Source organism: Bradyrhizobium sp. F1.13.3 (assembly GCF_040548265.1).
Classification (GTDB): domain Bacteria; phylum Pseudomonadota; class Alphaproteobacteria; order Rhizobiales; family Xanthobacteraceae; genus Bradyrhizobium.
The window spans coordinates 1-18,416 of the sequence record NZ_JBEPRI010000040.1 but is presented as its reverse complement, the minus strand read 5'-3'; the positions used below and the strand labels follow the sequence as shown (position 1 = coordinate 18,416).

Genomic DNA, 18,416 nt, shown 5'->3' with positions numbered 1-18,416 from the left:
AACATCAACTTCTTCATATTTTCGCTCCATCCACGTTTCACCCGAACGACACCGGTTCTTTTTCTGGTGTCCGGCATTCCCGGCTCGAATCTAGCCGATCCAATCAGCAGGCGATGTGCCTAGCCCGCCACACTCGGGAAATTTCGGCAATACGCGCGCTCCGGTTGCGTCAATATTATTGACTGATCGACTATATCGCTCGGAGCTGGACGGCGCAGGCCCACCAGCTTGCCTGACAGTCATCGTCAAGGATGAAGCTAGATGAATAAGCTCGCCTCAAGGACGCCGTTGCGAGAAAATACGCGCGAAGGGGTAGGCGGATACGTCAGTTAGCCGAGGTGTGCACCCAGCCACGCGCCGTTCCTGTGGCGTTACCAGCGCCACCCTCCCGAAACGCGCCACGCCGCCAAGCCGAAACATAGCATTAGCATCAAGTTGGCCAGCAAGAGCCGACCGAGACAAAGCGGCTCACACGCGCCTCCGGAACAGAACGTTTCTCCAGTACGGAGACAATAAATGATTCGAAAATGCAGCTGTGCTGACCTAGTCGCTTTTTCAGAGGTTGTAGAAATTTGCTGGATCAACAGCTTCGAACTGGGGAGCGCAGCCCTCGAGCGGTTCGGTGCGGCGCCGAGGACTTCGCGCCGCGCTGATCGTAGCTAAGAGGCACGGCAGGAGCTATTATCTCGTCCTTCTCGCTCGGGATCAGTCGCTTTCAGGAGTCTGGCAGTGATAAAAATCTTACAAGGAATGCTCCTCGCGACCACGGTTCTCGCTGCTGCTGCTAGTGGGGCACACGCCGCGGGTGGCTGTGGCGAGGGCTGTCATAGGACAAGCGGTGGCGCATGTGTCGTCGACGGCTGGGGCACGGGAGCCAAGGTTCGGAACGAATGCCCGGCGACCTCTCGCCCCCGTCCACCCTGCGGCGGCGGGGATTTCATCTGGGACCGCACCAAACAGGCGTGCTTCCAAAATAACCGCAGCTGGTTCTGATCTTAGTGCGCTGCCCCAGCGCGGGTGCGAACGAGTTCAGACAGGAGCAGCTTGGCCGTCATTTCTGGCGGCACCCCTCCCACGTGGGTTGCCTTACTTCCAAGCGCCGATTGCAGGTACACGATGGAGTTCTGGACAAAATATGTCCCGTGATGCGCAACACCGTCGATTGTGACCGTTAGGGTCCGAACTACAGCAGGCCTTCCCATGTGAAGCCTCGCTCATGGCAGTCCTTCAAAGCTCACGCACTAAGTGCATGATTCGGGCTGGCGTAAAAACTTAAACCAGCGTCACTCTCTGAGGCGTTGCCCGCGGCAGGCCCAGCGCACCTTGGCAGTCCTGCGTGGACTCGAGAAACGATACGAGCGGCCGTCAGTGGGCGGCTCTTTCGCCGGTTCACGCTGGTGGGCCTAGCACTCCCGGCGCTCTAATCCGCAATTAGATCGGCTGCCGGGAGCATTGGGGGCTGGAAAGCCAGCCGTGCCATGTTCGCTCCGAAGTGACAAGGCGCCACCGGTAGTTGTACGGAGTCCATTTTCGGAACGGGGTGTTCTACTGTCGGAACACCGGCGAGATTTGAGTACCAAGCTATTTGCAGTTGCCCGGGATGGCCGCAGTGGGGCTGGAACCACGCTGCGGCCTTTCCCCTGAGTGAACCCAATTCTTTGTTGAGCCATATCTGGCGGCGCAAATGTTTTCCTGCCGGGGGATTAGTGAGCATCCAAAGCATAGTGGCTGCAATATTGGAGCGCGAGCTGGCTGCGCGTGGCGTGCACTCGTTGAGGCATTCTGACTGCATGGAGATCGTTGAAAATCTACTCGTTCGCTTGAAGGAGCTGGACCAGGAATTGGCCGCACGAAACATCGAGCAAAGCTAGACACTCCTTCATCGAAGGAGACACGGCCCCGGCTTGGAGGGTCCTTTGGGGATCAGGCCGAGGGCCGCTCCGCCAGCTTGGGCGAGCTAGTGCGAATTCAAATGCCCGCGCGCCTTTCCGTTCCTTCAAAGCCTCAACTCGCGGCCCACGTCTTTGCCAGCTGTGTGCAAATGCGAAATGGCTTCGCCTTGCAATTGTGTCGGTCTTCTGGCGTACTGCTCAGATTGTCGAGATGTTTTTGCGGTCTTTATTATTTTGAGGTCGTGATGAGTATTTCTGATCGTATCCCGTATGCCGCTATCGCCTTGCATCAACGTTTCGCATTTCTAGAACATCAGATTGCCGAATTGGGCGTGTTGCGACACCGATTAATGCAAGCTGAGTTGCGACGCTACCTGTCGAGGTCGTGTCGGCGAGCTTCCGAAAAATCGCGCACACGCCGTCACAGTAGATAACCTTCCGCGCTCAACCGACAAAGAGTTGCCGGCTCCCGCTTGTAAGCCCAAGCTGTGGGAACACGTGAGTCGGGGGATTCATGGAACGGAAGCCGTTTGAGAGCATGTCGGTTGAAGAGCTGTGGCAACTCCACGCGGTCGTAAATGACGTTCTTGCCGTGAGGCTCGTGGCCAAAAAGCAAGAGCTGGAGCGACGGCTCGGCCTGCTCAACCGAGAAGACAAGACTCCTCGCAACTAGGCATTAAGAGAGATAAGAAAGGTGCCCTCAGTTGGGCCTTTCCGCCGGCGGATTCTTTTTTTGCCGGCGATGAAGAGGCTAAAGATCGTCAGAGAAATTCTAGATGCTCAGCGGCCCGTCTCCACCATCAGAGCGGCTATCAGGCGAATTTCGTCCCGGCTATCCTGCACACGAGCCGGAGCTTGATTCGTCATGCTGGAAACCGTTCTCATGTTGCTGGGGTCGGGGCCATGGCCCTCCCGCTAATTGCGTTCTGGGGATTGCACAGACACGGATAAGTCGCTTGTAGAATCGCTCTATGCTGGCTCAGCCAAACCTTACGGGAAAAGCAGGGAATGGTTAGGCCCGGCGCGTCTTACCGGACAAGGACGCGTCGGGCCGCGAGTGCGTAATCGCGCATTACGCAGGCTGGCGGCGCCATGCGCTTGGCAAAATAATTGAGGCCGCTTGCTGGCGCACTGCCGGGGGGCTTGCAAAGTCGGCTTTGGGCTAGGCGTCTTGGCAGGGAATACTGAAGTTGTCACAAACGAGAACGAATGCCTCTTTTGCTTTTGTATCCTCGAAGCAGAAGCGAGTGCCGACCTCCGCCTGATCGATCCACCAATCGACGTTGCTGCCTTTAGCGATGCGGGAGGCTTCGCCGCGTAACAGGTCCAGTTGTCGTCCCGCAGCACGAACGATCAGGCAATTTTTCTCTTTGGACATAATACCTTCTCCAATGTCACAGGACGCCGAAGTCATTGGTACTAAGAGCCGTGAACACGAAGGCCGCAGCAGGAGGACTGCTGCTGCGGCCCGCGCGGTCAAAAATTCCGGGTGAAAAACGACTAGGTGAAATATGCGGCCAGCCCCGGTGCGATGATCGTACCGCAGCATCTCTGGCTCGCAATATGATCAATTTCACAATCGGCAGAAGGCTTAACATGCATCAGTGCGCCGGCTCTCAGGTCCCGAAAGATCGGGAACAATCGGCAATCTGGGTGCGTTCGCCTCCAGCTCCGGGCGATGTCTCGGAGCGGACGCGTAGAACTTCCGGCCTCAGGAATCGTCGTCTGAGGCCGGCTTTTTGCAGTACCACCTCGGCGCCAGTTTGATTTAGCGGTCGCCTATGCCATTTGGCAGATGAAAGCGTGGCGGTCGAAAGGCACCGGGACATTTTGGCAATTCAGCGGAAGCTGGCGCACTGAGAGACGCCCCCCGGCTTGGGGGCCTGAGGGTTGATGCCGGGGCCGCTCCGCCAGCTCGAAGAAGAGAGCTAGCAAAACGTCCAATTTTTCCTCTGCGCGTTCGTTCCTCTAACGAGCGCTCGATCTCGCAAACTGCGGCGGCTTGCCGGCGCTAAAATCCGGTCTGACCTGAGCCCCTCGGTTGCCGCATCCGGCGCATACAAAACGCGCCTCGATATCAGACAGGCGAACATCGTCCGACCAGCGATCGGCGCTGAGTGCAACGTTGTGGCCGGAGTGGCAGTAGACCAGAACATCGCGTAGGCCCATCTCGCGCATCTCGCTGAAAGTGAGTGGCTTCCCGGCCCTCGTCCACTCTCTCAGGGTGAGCACACGGTGCGGGAATCCTGGTGTCCGCTAAGGACGGTTATCGGATGTCAGAACCAGCTGATGAGTAAGTCCGCTAAGGGCCCAGAAGCGGAAATGAAGCTGCACTAGAGCATCAACGGTCTCCGAGGCTCACGCGGTCTATGAGAGCCTCGACCTTGGGCAGTATGCGCGTGACGACCTCTTTGAGCCCAGTCGGATTGGGATGCAGGCCGCCCAGAGTCTTAAGCTGAGGATCGTCGACAAAGGCGTCGTCAAAAGCTTCGTAGAGCAGCACATTGTACTCGCCGGCAAGTCCGACGAACATCGCAGCAAAGGCTTTCTCGTATTCATGCCCGAAGTTGGTGTGAGGTCGCGCTCCGCAAAGGAGGACGACAATTCGCCGGGATTGGAGGTTTTGCAGAATCGCCGCGAGCGCTGCGCGAGTGACGTTTGGATCGGTGCCTCTCAACATATCAGTTCCGCCCAGCTGCAAAATTACCGCATCGGTCCCGTCCGGGACCGCTCGATCCAATCTGGCAAGGCCGTTTGCAGCTGTATCATGAACAACATCGGCATTGAAAATTACAACTGCTTTTCCCTTGGCGCTCAATGCAAATTCAAGTTGGTCCGTAAAGCGGTAGCCAACAGCGATACCGCTACCGGCAGTGTGAGAATCCCCAAGCACGACAATTCTGACCGCCTTGTCTTCGGCGCGACAGTTCTGGCTCGCCAGGCAAGACAACGCTAAGAAAACCGCCGTGGAAACAATCATGGCAGGGCGAGAGACCATAGCGCGGAGGCCTTCCGATTGCGAGTTCATCGTGCTCTCCTAGTCGGTGAGCAAGCGTCTGCACGTTCAGTTCTAAATGCGACCAGCGGCTCTGGTCTTGTACCCCCGACGGACGGAGGACGCCAAAGAAACGGTTGAAATTAAGTAAGACAAGCGACTCACCTGATGGGCCGCTTTGGGTCAAAACCAGCGGTGGACGCCAAGTGGGATCGACGTCCGGTTTGCCCCTGACAGCCGACATGACACGCGCTCAATTGACCTTCGGCTAAGGGCCAATCAGTGACATTCGAGATGTAAGAGGCCGACGTCAGCAAGCGAATAGCCCTGCTTCTTATTGCTCCCGAACCCCTCCCTTCCTCAGCCCATCGAGAATGTCGTCGATCTCTCGACGAAACTGCGGGTTCGTTGACATTGAGTAAACAAGATCACGGTACCAGTGGACCGTGAAGTTTGGCCGCAGCTTGTTCAATTCAGTCAAGCTCCGCTGTGCCTGTTCCAATTGCCCCGTGGCTCCATAAGCCGATGTCAGATCTACATAAGCGTACATGTGCGAGTTGTTCAGATTGACCGAGCGCCCGCATTCCTCGATGGCTTCTCCATATTGGTGCAAGTGCAAGTGTGCATGGCAGAGCCAGAAGTGCCATTGGAAAGCAAAAGGATCTCTGGGACTGAGACGGAGAGCCAACTGGACCGGCGAGAAGGCTTCACGCGCGCGCCCGGAGGCGACGAGTGCAATTGCTTTAGCAGCGTAGGCAGCTGGATTATTTGGATCAATTTCAAGCGCCGCATCGTATTCAGCCAATGCCTCCTCAGGACGTCCAAATAGAAGAATGGTTCCCTTGGTCGTATGAGCACTCGCGCTTGCCGGGGTTTTGGACAGAACTCTGTCGATGAGGTAGATCGCTTGCTTTTTGTCTTCAACAACGGACGAAGACCATCGATTGTTCACACCAGCCGCCAGACACCGCGCTTTGCCAATAATGGCTTCAACGTTGTCCGGATCGAGGCGTAGCGCGTTATCGAATAGGTCCATTGCCTGACCGTTTTGGATCTTCGACTGCGGCCCATAGAGTTTTGCCCAGCCGCGCATCGTGAAATCCGTGGCGTCGGGATTTCTCGAACGGTCCACTTCGCTGCGACGGCTTTCGGCTTGGATCAGTTCAATGTTAAGCGAGCGAGCGAGCCGCGCTGTGATCTGGTCCTGTAAGGCGGCGAGGTTCGTACGGTCGCCGTCGAAACGATCGGACCAGACGTCCCGACCGCTCGCGATATCCGTAAGTGATACGTTGACCCGAACCTGATCGCCGTTGCGCCGCACCGCGCCCTGGACCGCCCAGCGGATGCCAAGGTCCTTGCCGAGCGTCCTGAAGTCGATCTGCTTGTTCTTGTATGTAAACGCCGTTCCGCGTCCGATAACGAACGCGCCGGGCATTTGCGCGAGGTCGGTCGTCAGGTCGGTCGTGATGCCATCGGCGAAATAGTCCTGCTCCAGATCATTGCTGACGTTTGCGAACGGCAGAATGACAAGTGAAAAGCGGGGAGCAATGTCGGGCCGGGCAGTGGCCTCCCTCTGCGTCTGTTGCTTGTCCGGAAACACGTCGGTGCGGAGCGTCTTCCACACAGTCCAATAGCCGACGAGGCCACCCGCGATCGCACCGATAGCCGCAATCGAAGCGAGCGCCCCGCCGATCATTTGCATTCGCACCCGGAAGCGACCCTTGAAGTTGCGAGTCGATGCCGATTGGTCCGGAGGTTCGTCGTCAGATGGCGTTTTGTTGAGTGGGTCACCATCGGATGCTGGTTTATTCGGTCGGTCGCTGGAGACTTCAGAGTCTGTCACCATTGCCTCCCCGCACGGGCCACACGCCCGGACGGTCGAACCTAGCAGAGTTTTGTGGTTTTGCGTTGGTCAAGGTTGCTGACTAGGTTCACGGCCCTTACAAGTTGTTGCGGTGATGTTGGAATGGACGTCCGCTTCGGGCCCAAAAGCCGACTCCGGCAGGGGTAGGGCGTTGCTCTCCTGGAGTCCGCTAAGGGCTCTTATCGGACTCCAGAAATTCGCGGCTAAGGCGCTAGAGATGGGAGCTGGCAGTTGGGGTGCGTTCCCGCATTGACGTGCGAGCGCCTCCCAGCCCACGCACTTCCCAGTCTGATTGCGATAGCCCGGACCACCATTGTCACCACAAGCCGCGAATGCAGACGCGCTGAATAGGGTCGCGCATAATGTTTTGCGCATCGTTGCTTCGACATCAATTTGGGCGCTCGACCCGAGAGCCGACGAACTGGATAATTTCCTGGGCAGAATAGACGCCTTGAGGCGGCGGACCAGGAGTCAGCTTCAGCACGCGTACATAGACGTCCTGTCCCGGCTTGATCACTGTGTCGACGCTGCCCGGCGAGGTGGTCGTGAAAGCTTGATTGCCCACAAACGTAGTGTTGCTCGTCCCGGGAGTCACGATTGTCGAGGCCCGACTTGCGTCGGCCGCGCGGATAATCTGGAAGTGCGTGCCGCCGACGGCTTGAGTAGTTTCCGCGGCCTTCAACAGAACGTAGTCCTGCACGGTGGCCGAGTTCGTATAGGCATTGCCTCGCGACTGAATGCGCCATGTGTCCGCAGTCATCTGCTGCGCGGCGACGCCGCCTGAAAATCCCATTTCTTGATATTTCGTGCCGCAGCCGCCCAGCGCCAGGCATAGCCCGGCGATCGCAATCCAACGCATTCTCGCCCCCGTTGGCGCTATCCAAGCGCAACTAGGGGGAGAGATCAATGCGACGTTCGCTGAATCGGTAAAAATACGGACGCCAGCTAAGACGTCAGTTGCTCGGCCTCGCTCGCCAGCCGTTTTCCTGATGCGGAATAGTGGCAGTGATGTCGGTGTCTTTGCCCGAGGACTGGCGCCATGCCGCAACGCCGAAGCAGACGGTCAACGTCGGAGCCAGTGCTACAGCAATACGGACAAGAACTGGCTCACGCCCGCACTCCGCAACGGTCCAACGTGGCGAGCACGTCCAGGTGATTCGGAAATGCTGTCGTCTTCCCCAGGGGCAGTTTTCCCAGGTTGTAAAACGGTGGATTAGCGGCTTCGACCTTGGGACCCGCCGCAGCTCAGGAGCTAATGGACCGGAGAGCTAGTGCGAGGGATGAGGCTAGAAGGTTGGCAAGTTTATTTTTTCAGAATAAGGCCCATTGCGCGTGCCATTCTCCTCACGGAGCCGGCATGCCGACCGAGTAGCGCCGCTATCTCCGACACGACACGGCGACGCGCGAGCCACGCAAGCCGCCTTCGCTCAGCCTCAGTCCATTCCTTTGGCTTAGACGATCTCATTCCGAAATGATCGAATGAGCTCGATGCGAGCGATATTGGGAAATTTACGGGTGGCGGCGAGCGATAAGTCGCGCCAGGGCGCCCGAAAAAGGGCTGCATTAGCATTAGTGGGGTTCGAGCCGCCCGCTTAAAGCCGCCCGCGACCCAAAATCCCATCCACCAAGGATGAACAAGAGCATCGGCGGACCCCAGGAGCGCCCTTCCGCAGCGCAACTATTTATCTGGAGCTCTCGCGGGCATGGCCCACATCTCTCGCTCCGCGATTGGCTGCAGCAGGAAGTTGTGGCGTTTGAGAATGGCGGGCGCTTCTGCGAGAGTTTGATCATGCAGTGCGAGGAAGATCGCCGTTCTCTGCTCTGAGAGCAGACGGGAGGCTCCAACGAACGCGCGTGTTTCGGCTCCTTCTATATCCATTTTGATTAGATCCGGGACAGGAAAGTCGTCCAGCACAACGGTCTGAACAGGGATTCCCGTTTCGGCGAGCGTCCCCATGTAGCCGTATTTCCCGAGGTGCGCATTGATCTCGAAGAAGGCCATCCCGCTTTGGTCGGAGACGGCGGCTTCGATCAGATCGACGTTTTTGACGCGGTTGATGTGCAGGTGCCGGCGAAGCTTCTTTGCATTTTCCGGGTTCGCTTCGAAGGCAAACACCCGGCCTTGATGCCCAACAAGCCGAGAGAGCATCAGCGTGTAGTATCCTGCGTGCGCACCGACGTCGAATACCGTCATTCCCGGTTTCACCCGTGCAGCGATCGATTTTGCGATGACGCGTTCGTATGTGCCGAGCCAGCAACTATGATTACCAGCCCCGACAACCCACTTCAGGCCACGGTTCGGCCCCATCAGGATTCGCGCCACAGCGGTTGGCGAGACGATCTGCAATGGCAACCGCAGGAGCCATCCTAACGGCTCGTTCGGGGCAAGCATCCGGCGCGCCCTCCATGTTTCGACTGAGCCACAGCTTGTCGCAACAAGAGAGCGCATCCTGCCACCGCGACCCCGGTGGAGCAACCGCGACCGCGAACGGAGCGCGCCGAGCGGGGGACGGGTGATCCCTTTCCGGAAGCGGCGAGAGCCCTAATGCAAGACCCGACTGGCCTCTGCGAGCCGGACCCTTTCTCTCAGCTCATCGAGCTCCTCGATCTCGTCCAGCAATTTCACTAGCTCGCGGGCGATATGTGTCAAACTGGGCTTCGGGCGTCGTAAGATACGCTGTCGCTGTCCCATCGATGCACGCCTCCATGCTCTGGGAGGTTCAATTGGCAAAGAGCGTGCCACCCCATGAAGGGGTAGATTTTTTAAGCAACCGTCGGAGCTTGATGCTTCCGCGCAACAATCTCAGGCCCGCCGGTTCGGGCTGGCGGCCTTCCAGCCTGTCCAAGGCCTCCGCGAGGCGCCCCGATTTGCGCAGCGCCCGCTCGCTATCAGCCAAGGTCCGGTAGCTCCGTTCCATCGTTTCAAGATGGTGGCGCGTGAAGGCGTCCTTGGCCGTTTCCAGCACCTTCCGGTATCGCTCCGCCAGTTTGAGAGTATTCGTCTGGGGTCATCGTTGGAAACCGTTGGAACAAGTGTACAATATGGCACTTAGAGTCGCTCAATGGCTTGGTGATAGTAGTGGACCGCGATTTTAAGAACGAAGTGTTTTCGAGCTTTGACCCTGGCCCGGTGAGGCCCTGCGGCGAGTGTGGCAGGAAGCCCGGCTCCGTGTTGAAGATGCTAAACCCGCAAAACGGTAAAATCGTGCGAATGTTCAAGTGCCAATGCGGCGCGCAGACTTGGACCGAGACCAAAGAGTAAGGCCGCCTCAGTGGGCGGCCTAATCCCCATGACTGAAGTGCACAGATCATTCAAGCCGTCGCGTGATTTAAGTTTGTGAGCATACCGAGCGGTCCTAGAGGGAGGACGCTGTTGCGCTTGATAGGGGCTCGGGCGGACCCTCTCCGAGCTCCGCCCTTGAGGAGTAAGGCAAGGCCGCCCGGCTCAGAGACGGCCCCGGCTTCAGTGGGGCTGGAAGGATGGGGCCGGGGCCGCTCCGCCGGCTCCATTGGGCGCGAGCCAGCGCGGACTCAAGCAGACTGTGCCTGGGCCGGTTCCTAACGCTAAGAGGTTCTGCCCGGGCGTCAGCAGCCGCACATAGGTGCCGCTCTCATGCAGCTCGAGCCAGCCCTTTTCGACAGCGCACCTGACGCCGGCGCCGAACTCCGCGCGGCTTCCCTTGAGCGTGGAGAGGAAAGGGTAGTTGATCTTCTCGATGTGGATACGGCCGTCCTGGACTGGCTCTATGCCGGCGGCGAGCTCGAGCAGCTTGCGGGCTGCGGCTTGTGGATCGGCAAAAGGGCGTTCGGTAACGTGCTTCATCGCTGGAATCAAAACCTCAAGCGCCCATGCTTGGCCTGACTTGTCATGCCAGTTCGGGACGATATGCACAGATCCTGCGGCGCCGCATGCTGAGCAGACCATGCGCAAGCCGACGCGCGACCAAGGCTGATCTTGCGGGAGTGTGTCGAGCCGCACGTCGACCCTGCGATCGCAGCGGCCGTTCAGGCACTGGATTGCTGCAGGTCACATGGCTGTCAGCCAGCCATTCAGCGGGGCTGCGGGGCGGATAGTGACCGGCCCATTTTTGTGTATCGACGGCGAGCGTGCATGCCGCCATCAAAGCGGCATCGTAAGTACCTCACAAATTATCGATTCCTAGTAGGTCGAGGCGCGCGCGAGCTACTGCGCGTCGTAGGTAGGGGAAAAGTCGCTTGAGGCTCCGCCGACCTGCCAGGTGTCCCCTGAGCCGACGAGCGAAAATGAAGCCGCCGGGCAAACATTGAGAGCGATTGCCGAGGCAGGGCCACTATTATCTTGTAGTGATTTGATCAACTGCAGGTAGAGAGCGCGCAGAATGATTAGGCCGAATTTATTTGCTTCCATTGCTCTGGCTTTGGTCGGAGGCGCTGTACAGGCTCAACAGGGCGCGCCTCGCAACCCTCAGAAATTGGAAAGCGCCAGCGGCTCGCTACCGAACGTGGTTATTCGAGTGCGGGCGGAAGGGAAAGGGACAAAGTCGCGCAAAGCGGCAGTTCGTGATCGCCTGTATGCATGGGAAGCAAAACTGACCAGGCGCTTTGTCGAACGGCCATCTTCGGAGACCCACCGGTTCACGCTTGCCGCCATATGGCGAAGGCCGCAGCGGGAGGTTAAATCGCTGCGGCCCTCGCGTGGTCAAATGAAGCCGGGTTAAAAGGACCAAGTGAAATATGCAACCAGCCCCGGTGAGGAAAATTCTGCCCTAGCTTCGTCTCGTTTGCAAATACAAATTCGGTAGAACAGAAGTCCATGCAGTGGGCATTTCGTTCCAAGAGCGGAACGATTTTGCTAATCTCCCCTGCGAACCCGGAGCTTGGCGCGTGCGAAACCGCAAACCAACGTTTGGCTCGACCGCGGGTGAAATCGCAACCGAGCTTGGAAGGTATATTGCGTCCGTTAACGTGTGGCCCGAGACATGGGACTTTTGCTCCGAACCGAGAGGAGCGGTGCACAGAGACGAAGACGTATAAGTCGCTTGTAGAATCGCTCTATGCTGGGACAGCCAAACCTTACGGGGAAAGCAGGGAATGGTCAGGCCCGGCGCGTCTTACCGGACAACGACGCGTCGGGCCGCGAGTCCGTAATCGCGCATACGTAGGCTGGCGGCGCCTTGCCCTTGGCAAAATACGCGTTGGCTAACGAGCGCTCGAGGTTGCAAATTGAGGCGGCTTGCCGCTGCTGAATCCTGCATCCGCATGAGTTGGCGGCGTATCAATAGAATGCGACGGCGATACGTTTTTCTTTACGCCAGACGACTGAACAGCGACGTGGGTCACCGTCCGGAATGACAGTCAGCGCGAATTCGTCGGGAATCTTTTCATTTCCTGCAATATCAAGGGCGGCACCGTATACAGAGATGCTGCGGATCAAGCAATTTGCTTTTGAACGGCCGAAGCTGATTGAGCCGGACTTTGGGTTGCGTGTCGAATGAGAACTGTTCTGCTCCATAGCTTTTCTCCGAAAAAAGGGTTCGCCCCGCAGAGCGCACGTCGATTGTCGTCGCACCTACTGCTTCAAAAGAGTTCGTTAGAATCTCGGTAGCCGATCCAACCCGGCGTGGCTTAAATAAATACCACGTTAAATTGGATTGTTACATTAAATACGTTTTTTAGATAGAATTAAATCTGAAAATTAGCTAAAATGAGGTCCTTAGGTTGTGGGAGTTACGCGAGACTGAGAGACCGCCAGTTGCTTGAGGATCTAAGGATGCACCGCCAGCGCCTGGCGGTCGACCTGAAAGCCTGGGAGAGCTTTGATTGCAGGTCGGCGATTGCCCAGACAGAGCGAGACATCGCGGCGATAGACACGGGGCTGGAGGCGTTTTTCGGGTCTGAGGCCAATTAGGCTAGCGGGCCAACCCGGTGGCGGCGAGCGCGCAAGCGAGGGCAAGTGCTGCGATCTTTCATCACGGCTGCCCTCGCACTGGTTTGGGGATCCTCGTCCGCGCTCAGCCTGACGTCGGAGGAGATGATCTAAGCTTCGCGCCGCCGGCTATTCGCATATCCAGGAACTACCAGCCGGAAAGATAAAGACCTACAAGGCCGTCAAGGAAGGCACCGCGCGCTCGCTAATCGTGGACAGTACTGGTCACATTGCAGAGGTGGCGAGGTAGCTAGACCGGCAGACGAAGCCAGACGTCTTTACTGGACAGTGTGCCGGTTGGCGTCGCAATCTCCATATCGACGACGCGAAACGACCCATGACTTTCGTAAACGTAGCGAAGGTGCCAGACCGGACCGAGTTCCGGCGAAATTGCGAAGTCGTCCAACGCGCGTGTGATGTTGTGAACGGCATCGCGTCGCCCGATCGGTGCGGAGAACATCGTCTCTATCAGCGCGGCCAGGCTCATGCCGCCGACCAGCATGGCTCGTGCAGCTTCGTCGCCGTGAGAAAGCCGGAGGGCGGTCACGATGACGGCAATGGCGTCGGGGTTCTTCAGAGCCACAGCAGGTTCGCTTCGCCAGCAAAAACATGATGCCGGATGCCGCCCGCTTCATGCAAGCGACATCGAGCAGTCGCCAATATCTCAAGTGACAAATGCTAACGGCCCATCCGCACTGGTGGAATGCGGGCGCCGCCTTCAGGGTCTAGTCTTGTGGGTCGTTCCCTTCGGTTCCTGCAAGAATTTTGGCATGTGTCCACGCGCATCGCGATCGCGCAGGGCGGAGCGTTCGGACGGGTCGCGGCCGAGCTTGGACTGCAGCTCGACGAGGTCGGTGAAGACGTCGGCCTGGCGGCGCAGCTCGTCGGCGATCATCGGCGGCTGGCTTGCGATTGTGGAAATCACGGTGACCCGCACGCCGCGGCGCTGAACGGCTTCGACCAGGGAGCGGAAGTCGCCGTCACCCGAGAACAGCACCATCTGATCGATGTGCTCGGCGAGCTCCATCGCGTTCACGGCGAGCTCGATGTCCATGTTGCGCTTGACCTTGCGGCGGCCGGAGGCGTCGATGAACTCCTTGGTCGCCTTGGTCACCACGGTGTAGCCGTTGTAGTCGAGCCAGTCGATCAGCGGGCGGATCGAGGAGTACTCCTGATCCTCGATGATCGCGGTGTAGTAGAACGCCCGAAGCAGCGTCCCGCGGCTCTGAAACTCCTTCAGCAGGCGCTTGTAATCGATGTCGAAGCCCAGAGTTTTCGCCGTCGCGTAGAGATTGGCTCCATCGATAAAGAGCGCGATCTTGTCGGTAGAGGAAGGTGACATTCAGTTCACGCTTTCCGTGAAACAGCGTAGATTGAGCTGGAAAGATTGGCGGACCGCGACACGAATATGTCGGTCGCATTCTAGATAGATCGCTAGCGAACATCCTAGAGTACAGACGGATGCTTTAAGCTTCAACTATTTTCAAATGGTACCAGGGCTCGAAACTCCGACATTAGCCGAAAGATGGTCTGTCGGATCTGTAACGTCTCCTGTCCAAAAGGACGTCGCCGAGTACAAGAAGGCATTGAACACTAAGGATGCTACCGGTGAGTATGCCTCCAGCCAGATAAATACGTTGCAAGCATCTAGAAGCCGCAAACTCGCTGCAAGCCGGTAGTAATCCGACGCCCGAATTGCGCTTTGAGGATCACGGCAACACAACTTGGATGGCGGGCCCATTCGCCGATAGGACCGAATCCGGACGCAAGAGTTGCCTCGAATCCTCAGCCCAGCGCCGAGGTTAAGCTTTTCGGCGGGTTGTTTTTGACTGTGCGCGGTTGAGCGCGTTCACTCCACGGCGGGGATGGAGACGAACTTGATCACTTGGCTGCTAGTCATCATCATCGCAGTCAGCGCTGCAATCCTGATCGCCCACGCGATTGACGCCATACGCTCCTGAGGCGCAACGGAGTGGCGCGAGAAGTTGGAGGTTCGGCAGCGGTACGCGCGAGTTCATCCGGGAATGTGACGCTCTGTAGGTCCAAGCGCTCGCAACACGAACACGCTGCGAAATGCGGATGCGGCGTTTCGCTAGATCGGCATGGCGTTCCAACAATAAGCAGCCTCGCAGCTCGGATGCCGGGGTCAGGCGGGGCGTGCACTCGGTCTTTTCCAGATCCCCGCCGACGGTGGGTAGTCTTGCTGGCCTTGTCGCAGATCGGGCAGCGGATGAAGTGGCGCTCGCTTTCCGGCGCAGGGCCTTCCGCCTTGCCCTCCCGGAACATCACGCTGCGGCGCCCTTCAGCGGCAGCGTGAGCTGTATGTCCAAGCGCCTGCTCGCGTTGGCGCTGATGAAACCCTCGAGGGCGGGCAGGCTCCTCGTCGTTGTCGACCATGCGCCGGGCCAGCGCGTCGGCGACGTCGGAGGTGGCGTCGCGCGACCATCCCTCTATCGCGTTGAAGCAGACGATCCGGACTTGATAGGCGTACTGGCCGGAGAGGAGGCCTTGCAGCACGGCTTCGAGATCGGTGTCCGCTTTGTCCGTCTCGTCATGCGCAGCCGGCACGCGCGCCGAAGTCTTCGAGCACAAGGTAGATGTCGGGTCGAGGCGATCGGCCGGCACGATCGCGGGCGAAGTACGCATACGGTTACTCCATACAATCGACCGGGCGGAGACACGGCCCCGGCTCTTGAGGGTGGCCGGGGCCGCTCCGCCAGCGAGCCAGCGGAGGTTTAACTTTCAACCAAATTCCATGTTCCTTTCCGGGAAAAACGGCTGCATAATTTCACGTATTTCAGCGTTCCGTTTTTCTGATGAGGTCTTTGCCATGACCAATGCAGTTGAAGATCTGCAGATGCTGCGCCTGATCACAGCCTTCCAGAAGATCACAGACAAGGACGCGCGACGTCTTATCCTGATGTTCGTCGAGGAGCAGCTTGAGAAGCCGCCGGGTAAGGCCTAACAGGTAGATCACATTGCACAAAGCGATCGCCGGGTTGAGGCTACCTGTAGCCGCGGAGGTAAACGCCGCCTCCGCCGCTAGGGGCTGCCGCTGTCGCAAGCGGTGGCCCCGCCCAAGAGAGGCCTAGTAAGCGCGCCGCGCTACTCGGGGCAGAGAGGGCAGTCTCGGAGAAAACCGGTGGGCAAGCGCGAGCACCGCGGCTTCGTCGGTTTCGAGCGCGATCTTCTGGGCGAGCATCACGTCGCCAGCTAGCAGAGCCCGTTCGGGAACGAAACACCAGCCGATCTTAGGCTGCTTTTCTTCATCAAGCTGCAAAACATTGCTCATGGTGCCCTGATGAATTCGATATCGTCGGCCGGTGTGAGAGCCGGTGTCTTCGAAAAAACCTCGGCATCATATTGCGCACGCTGCTGTGGAGATAACCAATCGCGCAGAAGACGTTGCGCACGCGCTTCCGGGCCATTTTGCTTGATGAAGCTTTGATAGAGCGCACGCAGGGCGCGCAAACGCACACTACTGCCGATGCTACCGCGTCTAAACAAGAACATTTGTTGCGCCCGACGGGTCTAGCCGCCGACCAACCGCGGATAGAACAGCGACCTCTCCGAATGGAGGTCCGACTACGACTCTCCGAGCGAGAAGGGGGGGTCCGTTCATGACTTAACCCGAAGAGCGCTTCAGCGGCGTGATGTCCGCTGACAAAGGTAAACCGACGCCGAGCTGCACTTGCCGCGACCGCCGATTTTGACCCAAAGCCGAACAAGTCAACGCGGGCGCGTTTTTCGGCCAGAGCGATCTTTGATGAAGGCTTTTCGTGGCTGCGAGCCTACGGCACGTTCGTCGCCACGGTTTGCGGCTAGAAAACAAAACGCCGCTGTCGCCGCAATCGGCGACGCATCGCCGAGACACCTGTGACTTTTGAACGTTTGCCGACTTTTCGTTCCTCGGCTTGCTCAACCCGGCTGCGAAGGTTCTGAAGCTCTGTCAGCTGAGATCTTAGAAACCAAACGCGTTCGTGCAGAACCGTCATGCGGTTGTGCCCCTGACCACGCCTACTCATCAACACCCCTTATTATGACTATTTAAAAACCACCGTCGTCAGGCCGAGACATAAAATGATCCATTAAGTTCAACTAATAGTAGCTCAGGTTTGTGAAAGTGCTGTGAAATACTTCACTTTCGCGGAAAAAGACCTGTCCTTGAGCGGTTTCATTTGCTTGTAAGGTGGCACCAACGTCGGCGGATTAACCACGCGGTCTGGTTTAATTTTAATGAGACAATAATACTGCTTGTTAGCCTAGGCCGTGCAGATCAACGTGCAGATATTGCCGTTTTCCGGGCTCGGCGGGATCGGAAGACGTAGAGGTGCAATCGCGATCGCTGCGATCGCTCGATTGGAAGTTACCTCCTCATTTGGAGAATCTCGCCATGGTCGAACGTCGGGCGATGGAGCGGATACCGATCAACCGGGCGGCGCGGCTGTCGTTTGGTGGATTGAGTGGGACCCATCCGTGCGTGGTGCGCGACATCAGCACCCTGGGAGCCTGCATCTCCACGCCGTACTACATATTCGCCAGAGAATTTGCGCTATCGTTCGACGAACATTCCGAAACCTTCACCTGCCGCGTCATGTGGAGGAAGCGGACACTTTGCGGCGTGTGCTTCGTCCTGCGCCGCAGCTCGCCGAAATTGGCGAATGATTGCAGCAACACCACAACGTGGTGCGGCTTGACTACCAATCATGTGCTGCCGCTCTGAGCTCCTTAGCTCATGTTTCGACATAATTCTCGCGTGCGCTGAGAAGCGATCCGATAGGGCGGCCGTTTTGGGTGTTGGCCAATCGGCAAAGTCGCGCCCCTCCACGAGGCCCGCTCACCGAGGCATGACGGACCAGATTTGCTCACGTTGAGTTTTTCGCATTCTGACCCATTGCGGACTCCAACGCATCGCGCTCACCCTGGAGCGAAAAATTGATCCAGATCAAAGCTGTCTGCCGCCGGACGGATGGTGTGACGCCATGATTGATAAGCCGCCGGACAAGCCAGAAAGGGCAACCCCGCGAGAGCGACGAGGCCCGGAGGGCGCATCATCGAAGATTATGCCGCAGACCTCCGCGAATTGATTAGGAAGCTCCGCTAGAAAGGAAAGGCGCTGCATCAAACGACAGTAATGTTGGCTGTTTATTCAGGCGACGCCGCACCGCAGTTCGCGGTATCGTTTCCGTTCCGTTTTTCAACAGCGGATTTGATTGCCATGCACCACATCCAGAGTACGCATATTGCCGCGATTCTCAAACTGACCGCCCAGCAGCTTGAAGCACTTCGCATCCACCCAGAGATCCAAAAGGAATATTCCGAAATCCTCGTTTTGAGAGAGAAGATAAAACTGGCGACCGATCTGAAGAAGGCTCGCCGGCTTTCGTCCCATCTGGGAACAACTCCGCACGCACTAATCGGCCTCCCCGCAGTGTAGCAAGTATTGTGCCGTGTCGGATGTATGGTGGATGAACGAGAGATCGTTCAGCTCGGCCTATGGATCACTCCCCAAGTGCAGCCGCGCAGGCCGCCTGCCATGTCGTCCGTGCTATGTTGCTTTCCGGGCATCGAACGACGGCAGGATGCTTGATAGGTCGAGATAGCGATACGGCATACTATGCGTTACTTGTGATCCGCGAGAAAGCCAGCAACGAAGGTCCGGTTCTGGCCGATTTTGTTGCAAAAGTCGGTTGAGACAAGTCACGAACCGTGATTCCGTTGTGTTGACGCGAATCTCGGCGAGGTCGATCCATGATGGGC

The 18,416-nt window shown here is 57.9% G+C and carries 16 protein-coding genes and 2 pseudogenes; 5 read left to right on the top strand and 13 right to left on the bottom strand.

The window, feature by feature from the left end; translation table 11 throughout:
* Window positions 1-750: 750 nt before the first annotated feature.
* Window positions 751-993, top strand: a complete 243-nt coding sequence (locus ABIB66_RS43815) for a hypothetical protein (RefSeq protein WP_473309092.1) — start codon at window positions 751-753, stop codon at window positions 991-993.
* A gap of 1,413 nt (window positions 994-2,406) precedes the next feature.
* Window positions 2,407-2,565 (top strand): hypothetical protein, encoded by a 159-nt coding sequence (locus ABIB66_RS42655; protein WP_354212021.1) that lies wholly within the window; start codon window positions 2,407-2,409, stop codon window positions 2,563-2,565.
* A 489-nt stretch (window positions 2,566-3,054) separates the two neighbouring features.
* Here ABIB66_RS42655 and ABIB66_RS42650 read toward each other — a convergent pair whose 3' ends face one another.
* The 11 genes and pseudogenes from ABIB66_RS42650 to ABIB66_RS43810 all read right to left on the bottom strand — a co-directional run bounded on the left by ABIB66_RS42650 (window position 3,055) and on the right by ABIB66_RS43810 (window position 15,302).
* Window positions 3,055-3,270, bottom strand: a complete 216-nt coding sequence (locus ABIB66_RS42650; protein WP_275169713.1) for a hypothetical protein — start codon at window positions 3,268-3,270, stop codon at window positions 3,055-3,057.
* A gap of 963 nt (window positions 3,271-4,233) precedes the next feature.
* Window positions 4,234-4,920, bottom strand: a complete 687-nt coding sequence (locus ABIB66_RS42645) for a GDSL-type esterase/lipase family protein (RefSeq protein ID WP_354259912.1) — start codon at window positions 4,918-4,920, stop codon at window positions 4,234-4,236.
* A gap of 301 nt (window positions 4,921-5,221) precedes the next feature.
* Complete coding sequence (locus ABIB66_RS42640; protein WP_354259909.1) at window positions 5,222-6,733, bottom strand: tetratricopeptide repeat protein; 1,512 nt, start codon at window positions 6,731-6,733, stop codon at window positions 5,222-5,224.
* Between the two features lie 406 nt (window positions 6,734-7,139).
* Window positions 7,140-7,610 (bottom strand): CC0125/CC1285 family lipoprotein, encoded by a 471-nt coding sequence (locus tag ABIB66_RS42635; protein ID WP_354259906.1) that lies wholly within the window; start codon window positions 7,608-7,610, stop codon window positions 7,140-7,142.
* An 819-nt stretch (window positions 7,611-8,429) separates the two neighbouring features.
* Complete coding sequence (locus ABIB66_RS42630; RefSeq protein WP_275169717.1) at window positions 8,430-9,143, bottom strand: FkbM family methyltransferase; 714 nt, start codon at window positions 9,141-9,143, stop codon at window positions 8,430-8,432.
* Between the two features lie 328 nt (window positions 9,144-9,471).
* Window positions 9,472-9,717 carry a hypothetical protein gene (locus tag ABIB66_RS42625; RefSeq protein WP_354212017.1) on the bottom strand — a complete coding sequence of 82 codons (246 nt, stop codon included), beginning with the start codon at window positions 9,715-9,717 and terminating at the stop codon, window positions 9,472-9,474.
* 497 nt (window positions 9,718-10,214) lie between these two features.
* Window positions 10,215-10,574, bottom strand: coding sequence for a hypothetical protein (locus ABIB66_RS42620; protein WP_502918368.1), 360 nt, complete (start codon window positions 10,572-10,574; stop codon window positions 10,215-10,217).
* Window positions 10,575-12,005: 1,431 nt separating this feature from the next.
* A complete protein-coding gene (locus ABIB66_RS42615; RefSeq protein WP_275169719.1) occupies window positions 12,006-12,242 on the bottom strand; it encodes a PilZ domain-containing protein in 237 nt (78 codons plus the stop codon).
* 664 nt (window positions 12,243-12,906) lie between these two features.
* Window positions 12,907-13,239 carry a hypothetical protein gene (locus ABIB66_RS42610; protein WP_275169721.1) on the bottom strand — a complete coding sequence of 111 codons (333 nt, stop codon included), beginning with the start codon at window positions 13,237-13,239 and terminating at the stop codon, window positions 12,907-12,909.
* A gap of 135 nt (window positions 13,240-13,374) precedes the next feature.
* A complete protein-coding gene (locus ABIB66_RS42605; protein ID WP_354259903.1) occupies window positions 13,375-13,998 on the bottom strand; it encodes a LabA-like NYN domain-containing protein in 624 nt (207 codons plus the stop codon).
* A gap of 943 nt (window positions 13,999-14,941) precedes the next feature.
* Window positions 14,942-15,302 (bottom strand): annotated as a pseudogene (locus ABIB66_RS43810) (hypothetical protein).
* A gap of 184 nt (window positions 15,303-15,486) precedes the next feature.
* Here ABIB66_RS43810 and ABIB66_RS42595 point away from each other — a divergent pair.
* Window positions 15,487-15,621 carry a hypothetical protein gene (locus tag ABIB66_RS42595; protein WP_275169723.1) on the top strand — a complete coding sequence of 45 codons (135 nt, stop codon included), beginning with the start codon at window positions 15,487-15,489 and terminating at the stop codon, window positions 15,619-15,621.
* A gap of 123 nt (window positions 15,622-15,744) precedes the next feature.
* Here ABIB66_RS42595 and ABIB66_RS42590 read toward each other — a convergent pair.
* Window positions 15,745-16,169, bottom strand: a pseudogene (locus ABIB66_RS42590) (hypothetical protein).
* Between the two features lie 880 nt (window positions 16,170-17,049).
* On the opposite strand from ABIB66_RS42590, the gene ABIB66_RS42585 reads away from it, so the two are divergent.
* Both ABIB66_RS42585 and ABIB66_RS42580 read left to right on the top strand, forming a co-directional pair.
* Window positions 17,050-17,379, top strand: coding sequence for a PilZ domain-containing protein (locus ABIB66_RS42585; RefSeq protein ID WP_354212012.1), 330 nt, complete (start codon window positions 17,050-17,052; stop codon window positions 17,377-17,379).
* 411 nt (window positions 17,380-17,790) lie between these two features.
* Window positions 17,791-18,093 carry a hypothetical protein gene (locus tag ABIB66_RS42580; RefSeq protein WP_275169726.1) on the top strand — a complete coding sequence of 101 codons (303 nt, stop codon included), beginning with the start codon at window positions 17,791-17,793 and terminating at the stop codon, window positions 18,091-18,093.
* 111 nt (window positions 18,094-18,204) lie between these two features.
* Here the strand turns inward: ABIB66_RS42580 and ABIB66_RS42575 are convergent.
* The coding region (locus ABIB66_RS42575; RefSeq protein ID WP_354259901.1) for a hypothetical protein at window positions 18,205-18,416 on the bottom strand (212 nt) is incomplete at its 5' end.

What these genes read in the sequence shown, in the direction of transcription:
- ABIB66_RS43815 (WP_473309092.1), top strand. Translation starts at nt 751, where the DNA reads ATGCTCCTCGCGACCACGGTTCTCGCTGCTGCTGCTAGTGGGGCACAC.
- ABIB66_RS42595 (WP_275169723.1), top strand. Translation starts at nt 15,487, where the DNA reads ATGACCAATGCAGTTGAAGATCTGCAGATGCTGCGCCTGATCACAGCC.
- ABIB66_RS42635 (WP_354259906.1), bottom strand. Translation starts at nt 7,610, where the DNA reads ATGCGTTGGATTGCGATCGCCGGGCTATGCCTGGCGCTGGGCGGCTGC.
- ABIB66_RS42645 (WP_354259912.1), bottom strand. Translation starts at nt 4,920, where the DNA reads ATGAACTCGCAATCGGAAGGCCTCCGCGCTATGGTCTCTCGCCCTGCC.
- ABIB66_RS42615 (WP_275169719.1), bottom strand. Translation starts at nt 12,242, where the DNA reads ATGGAGCAGAACAGTTCTCATTCGACACGCAACCCAAAGTCCGGCTCA.
- ABIB66_RS42650 (WP_275169713.1), bottom strand. Translation starts at nt 3,270, where the DNA reads ATGTCCAAAGAGAAAAATTGCCTGATCGTTCGTGCTGCGGGACGACAA.
- ABIB66_RS42585 (WP_354212012.1), top strand. Translation starts at nt 17,050, where the DNA reads ATGGTCGAACGTCGGGCGATGGAGCGGATACCGATCAACCGGGCGGCG.
- ABIB66_RS42655 (WP_354212021.1), top strand. Translation starts at nt 2,407, where the DNA reads ATGGAACGGAAGCCGTTTGAGAGCATGTCGGTTGAAGAGCTGTGGCAA.
- ABIB66_RS42605 (WP_354259903.1), bottom strand. Translation starts at nt 13,998, where the DNA reads ATGTCACCTTCCTCTACCGACAAGATCGCGCTCTTTATCGATGGAGCC.
- ABIB66_RS42620 (WP_502918368.1), bottom strand. Translation starts at nt 10,574, where the DNA reads ATGAAGCACGTTACCGAACGCCCTTTTGCCGATCCACAAGCCGCAGCC.
- ABIB66_RS42580 (WP_275169726.1), top strand. Translation starts at nt 17,791, where the DNA reads ATGTTGGCTGTTTATTCAGGCGACGCCGCACCGCAGTTCGCGGTATCG.
- ABIB66_RS42640 (WP_354259909.1), bottom strand. Translation starts at nt 6,733, where the DNA reads ATGGTGACAGACTCTGAAGTCTCCAGCGACCGACCGAATAAACCAGCA.
- ABIB66_RS42630 (WP_275169717.1), bottom strand. Translation starts at nt 9,143, where the DNA reads ATGCTTGCCCCGAACGAGCCGTTAGGATGGCTCCTGCGGTTGCCATTG.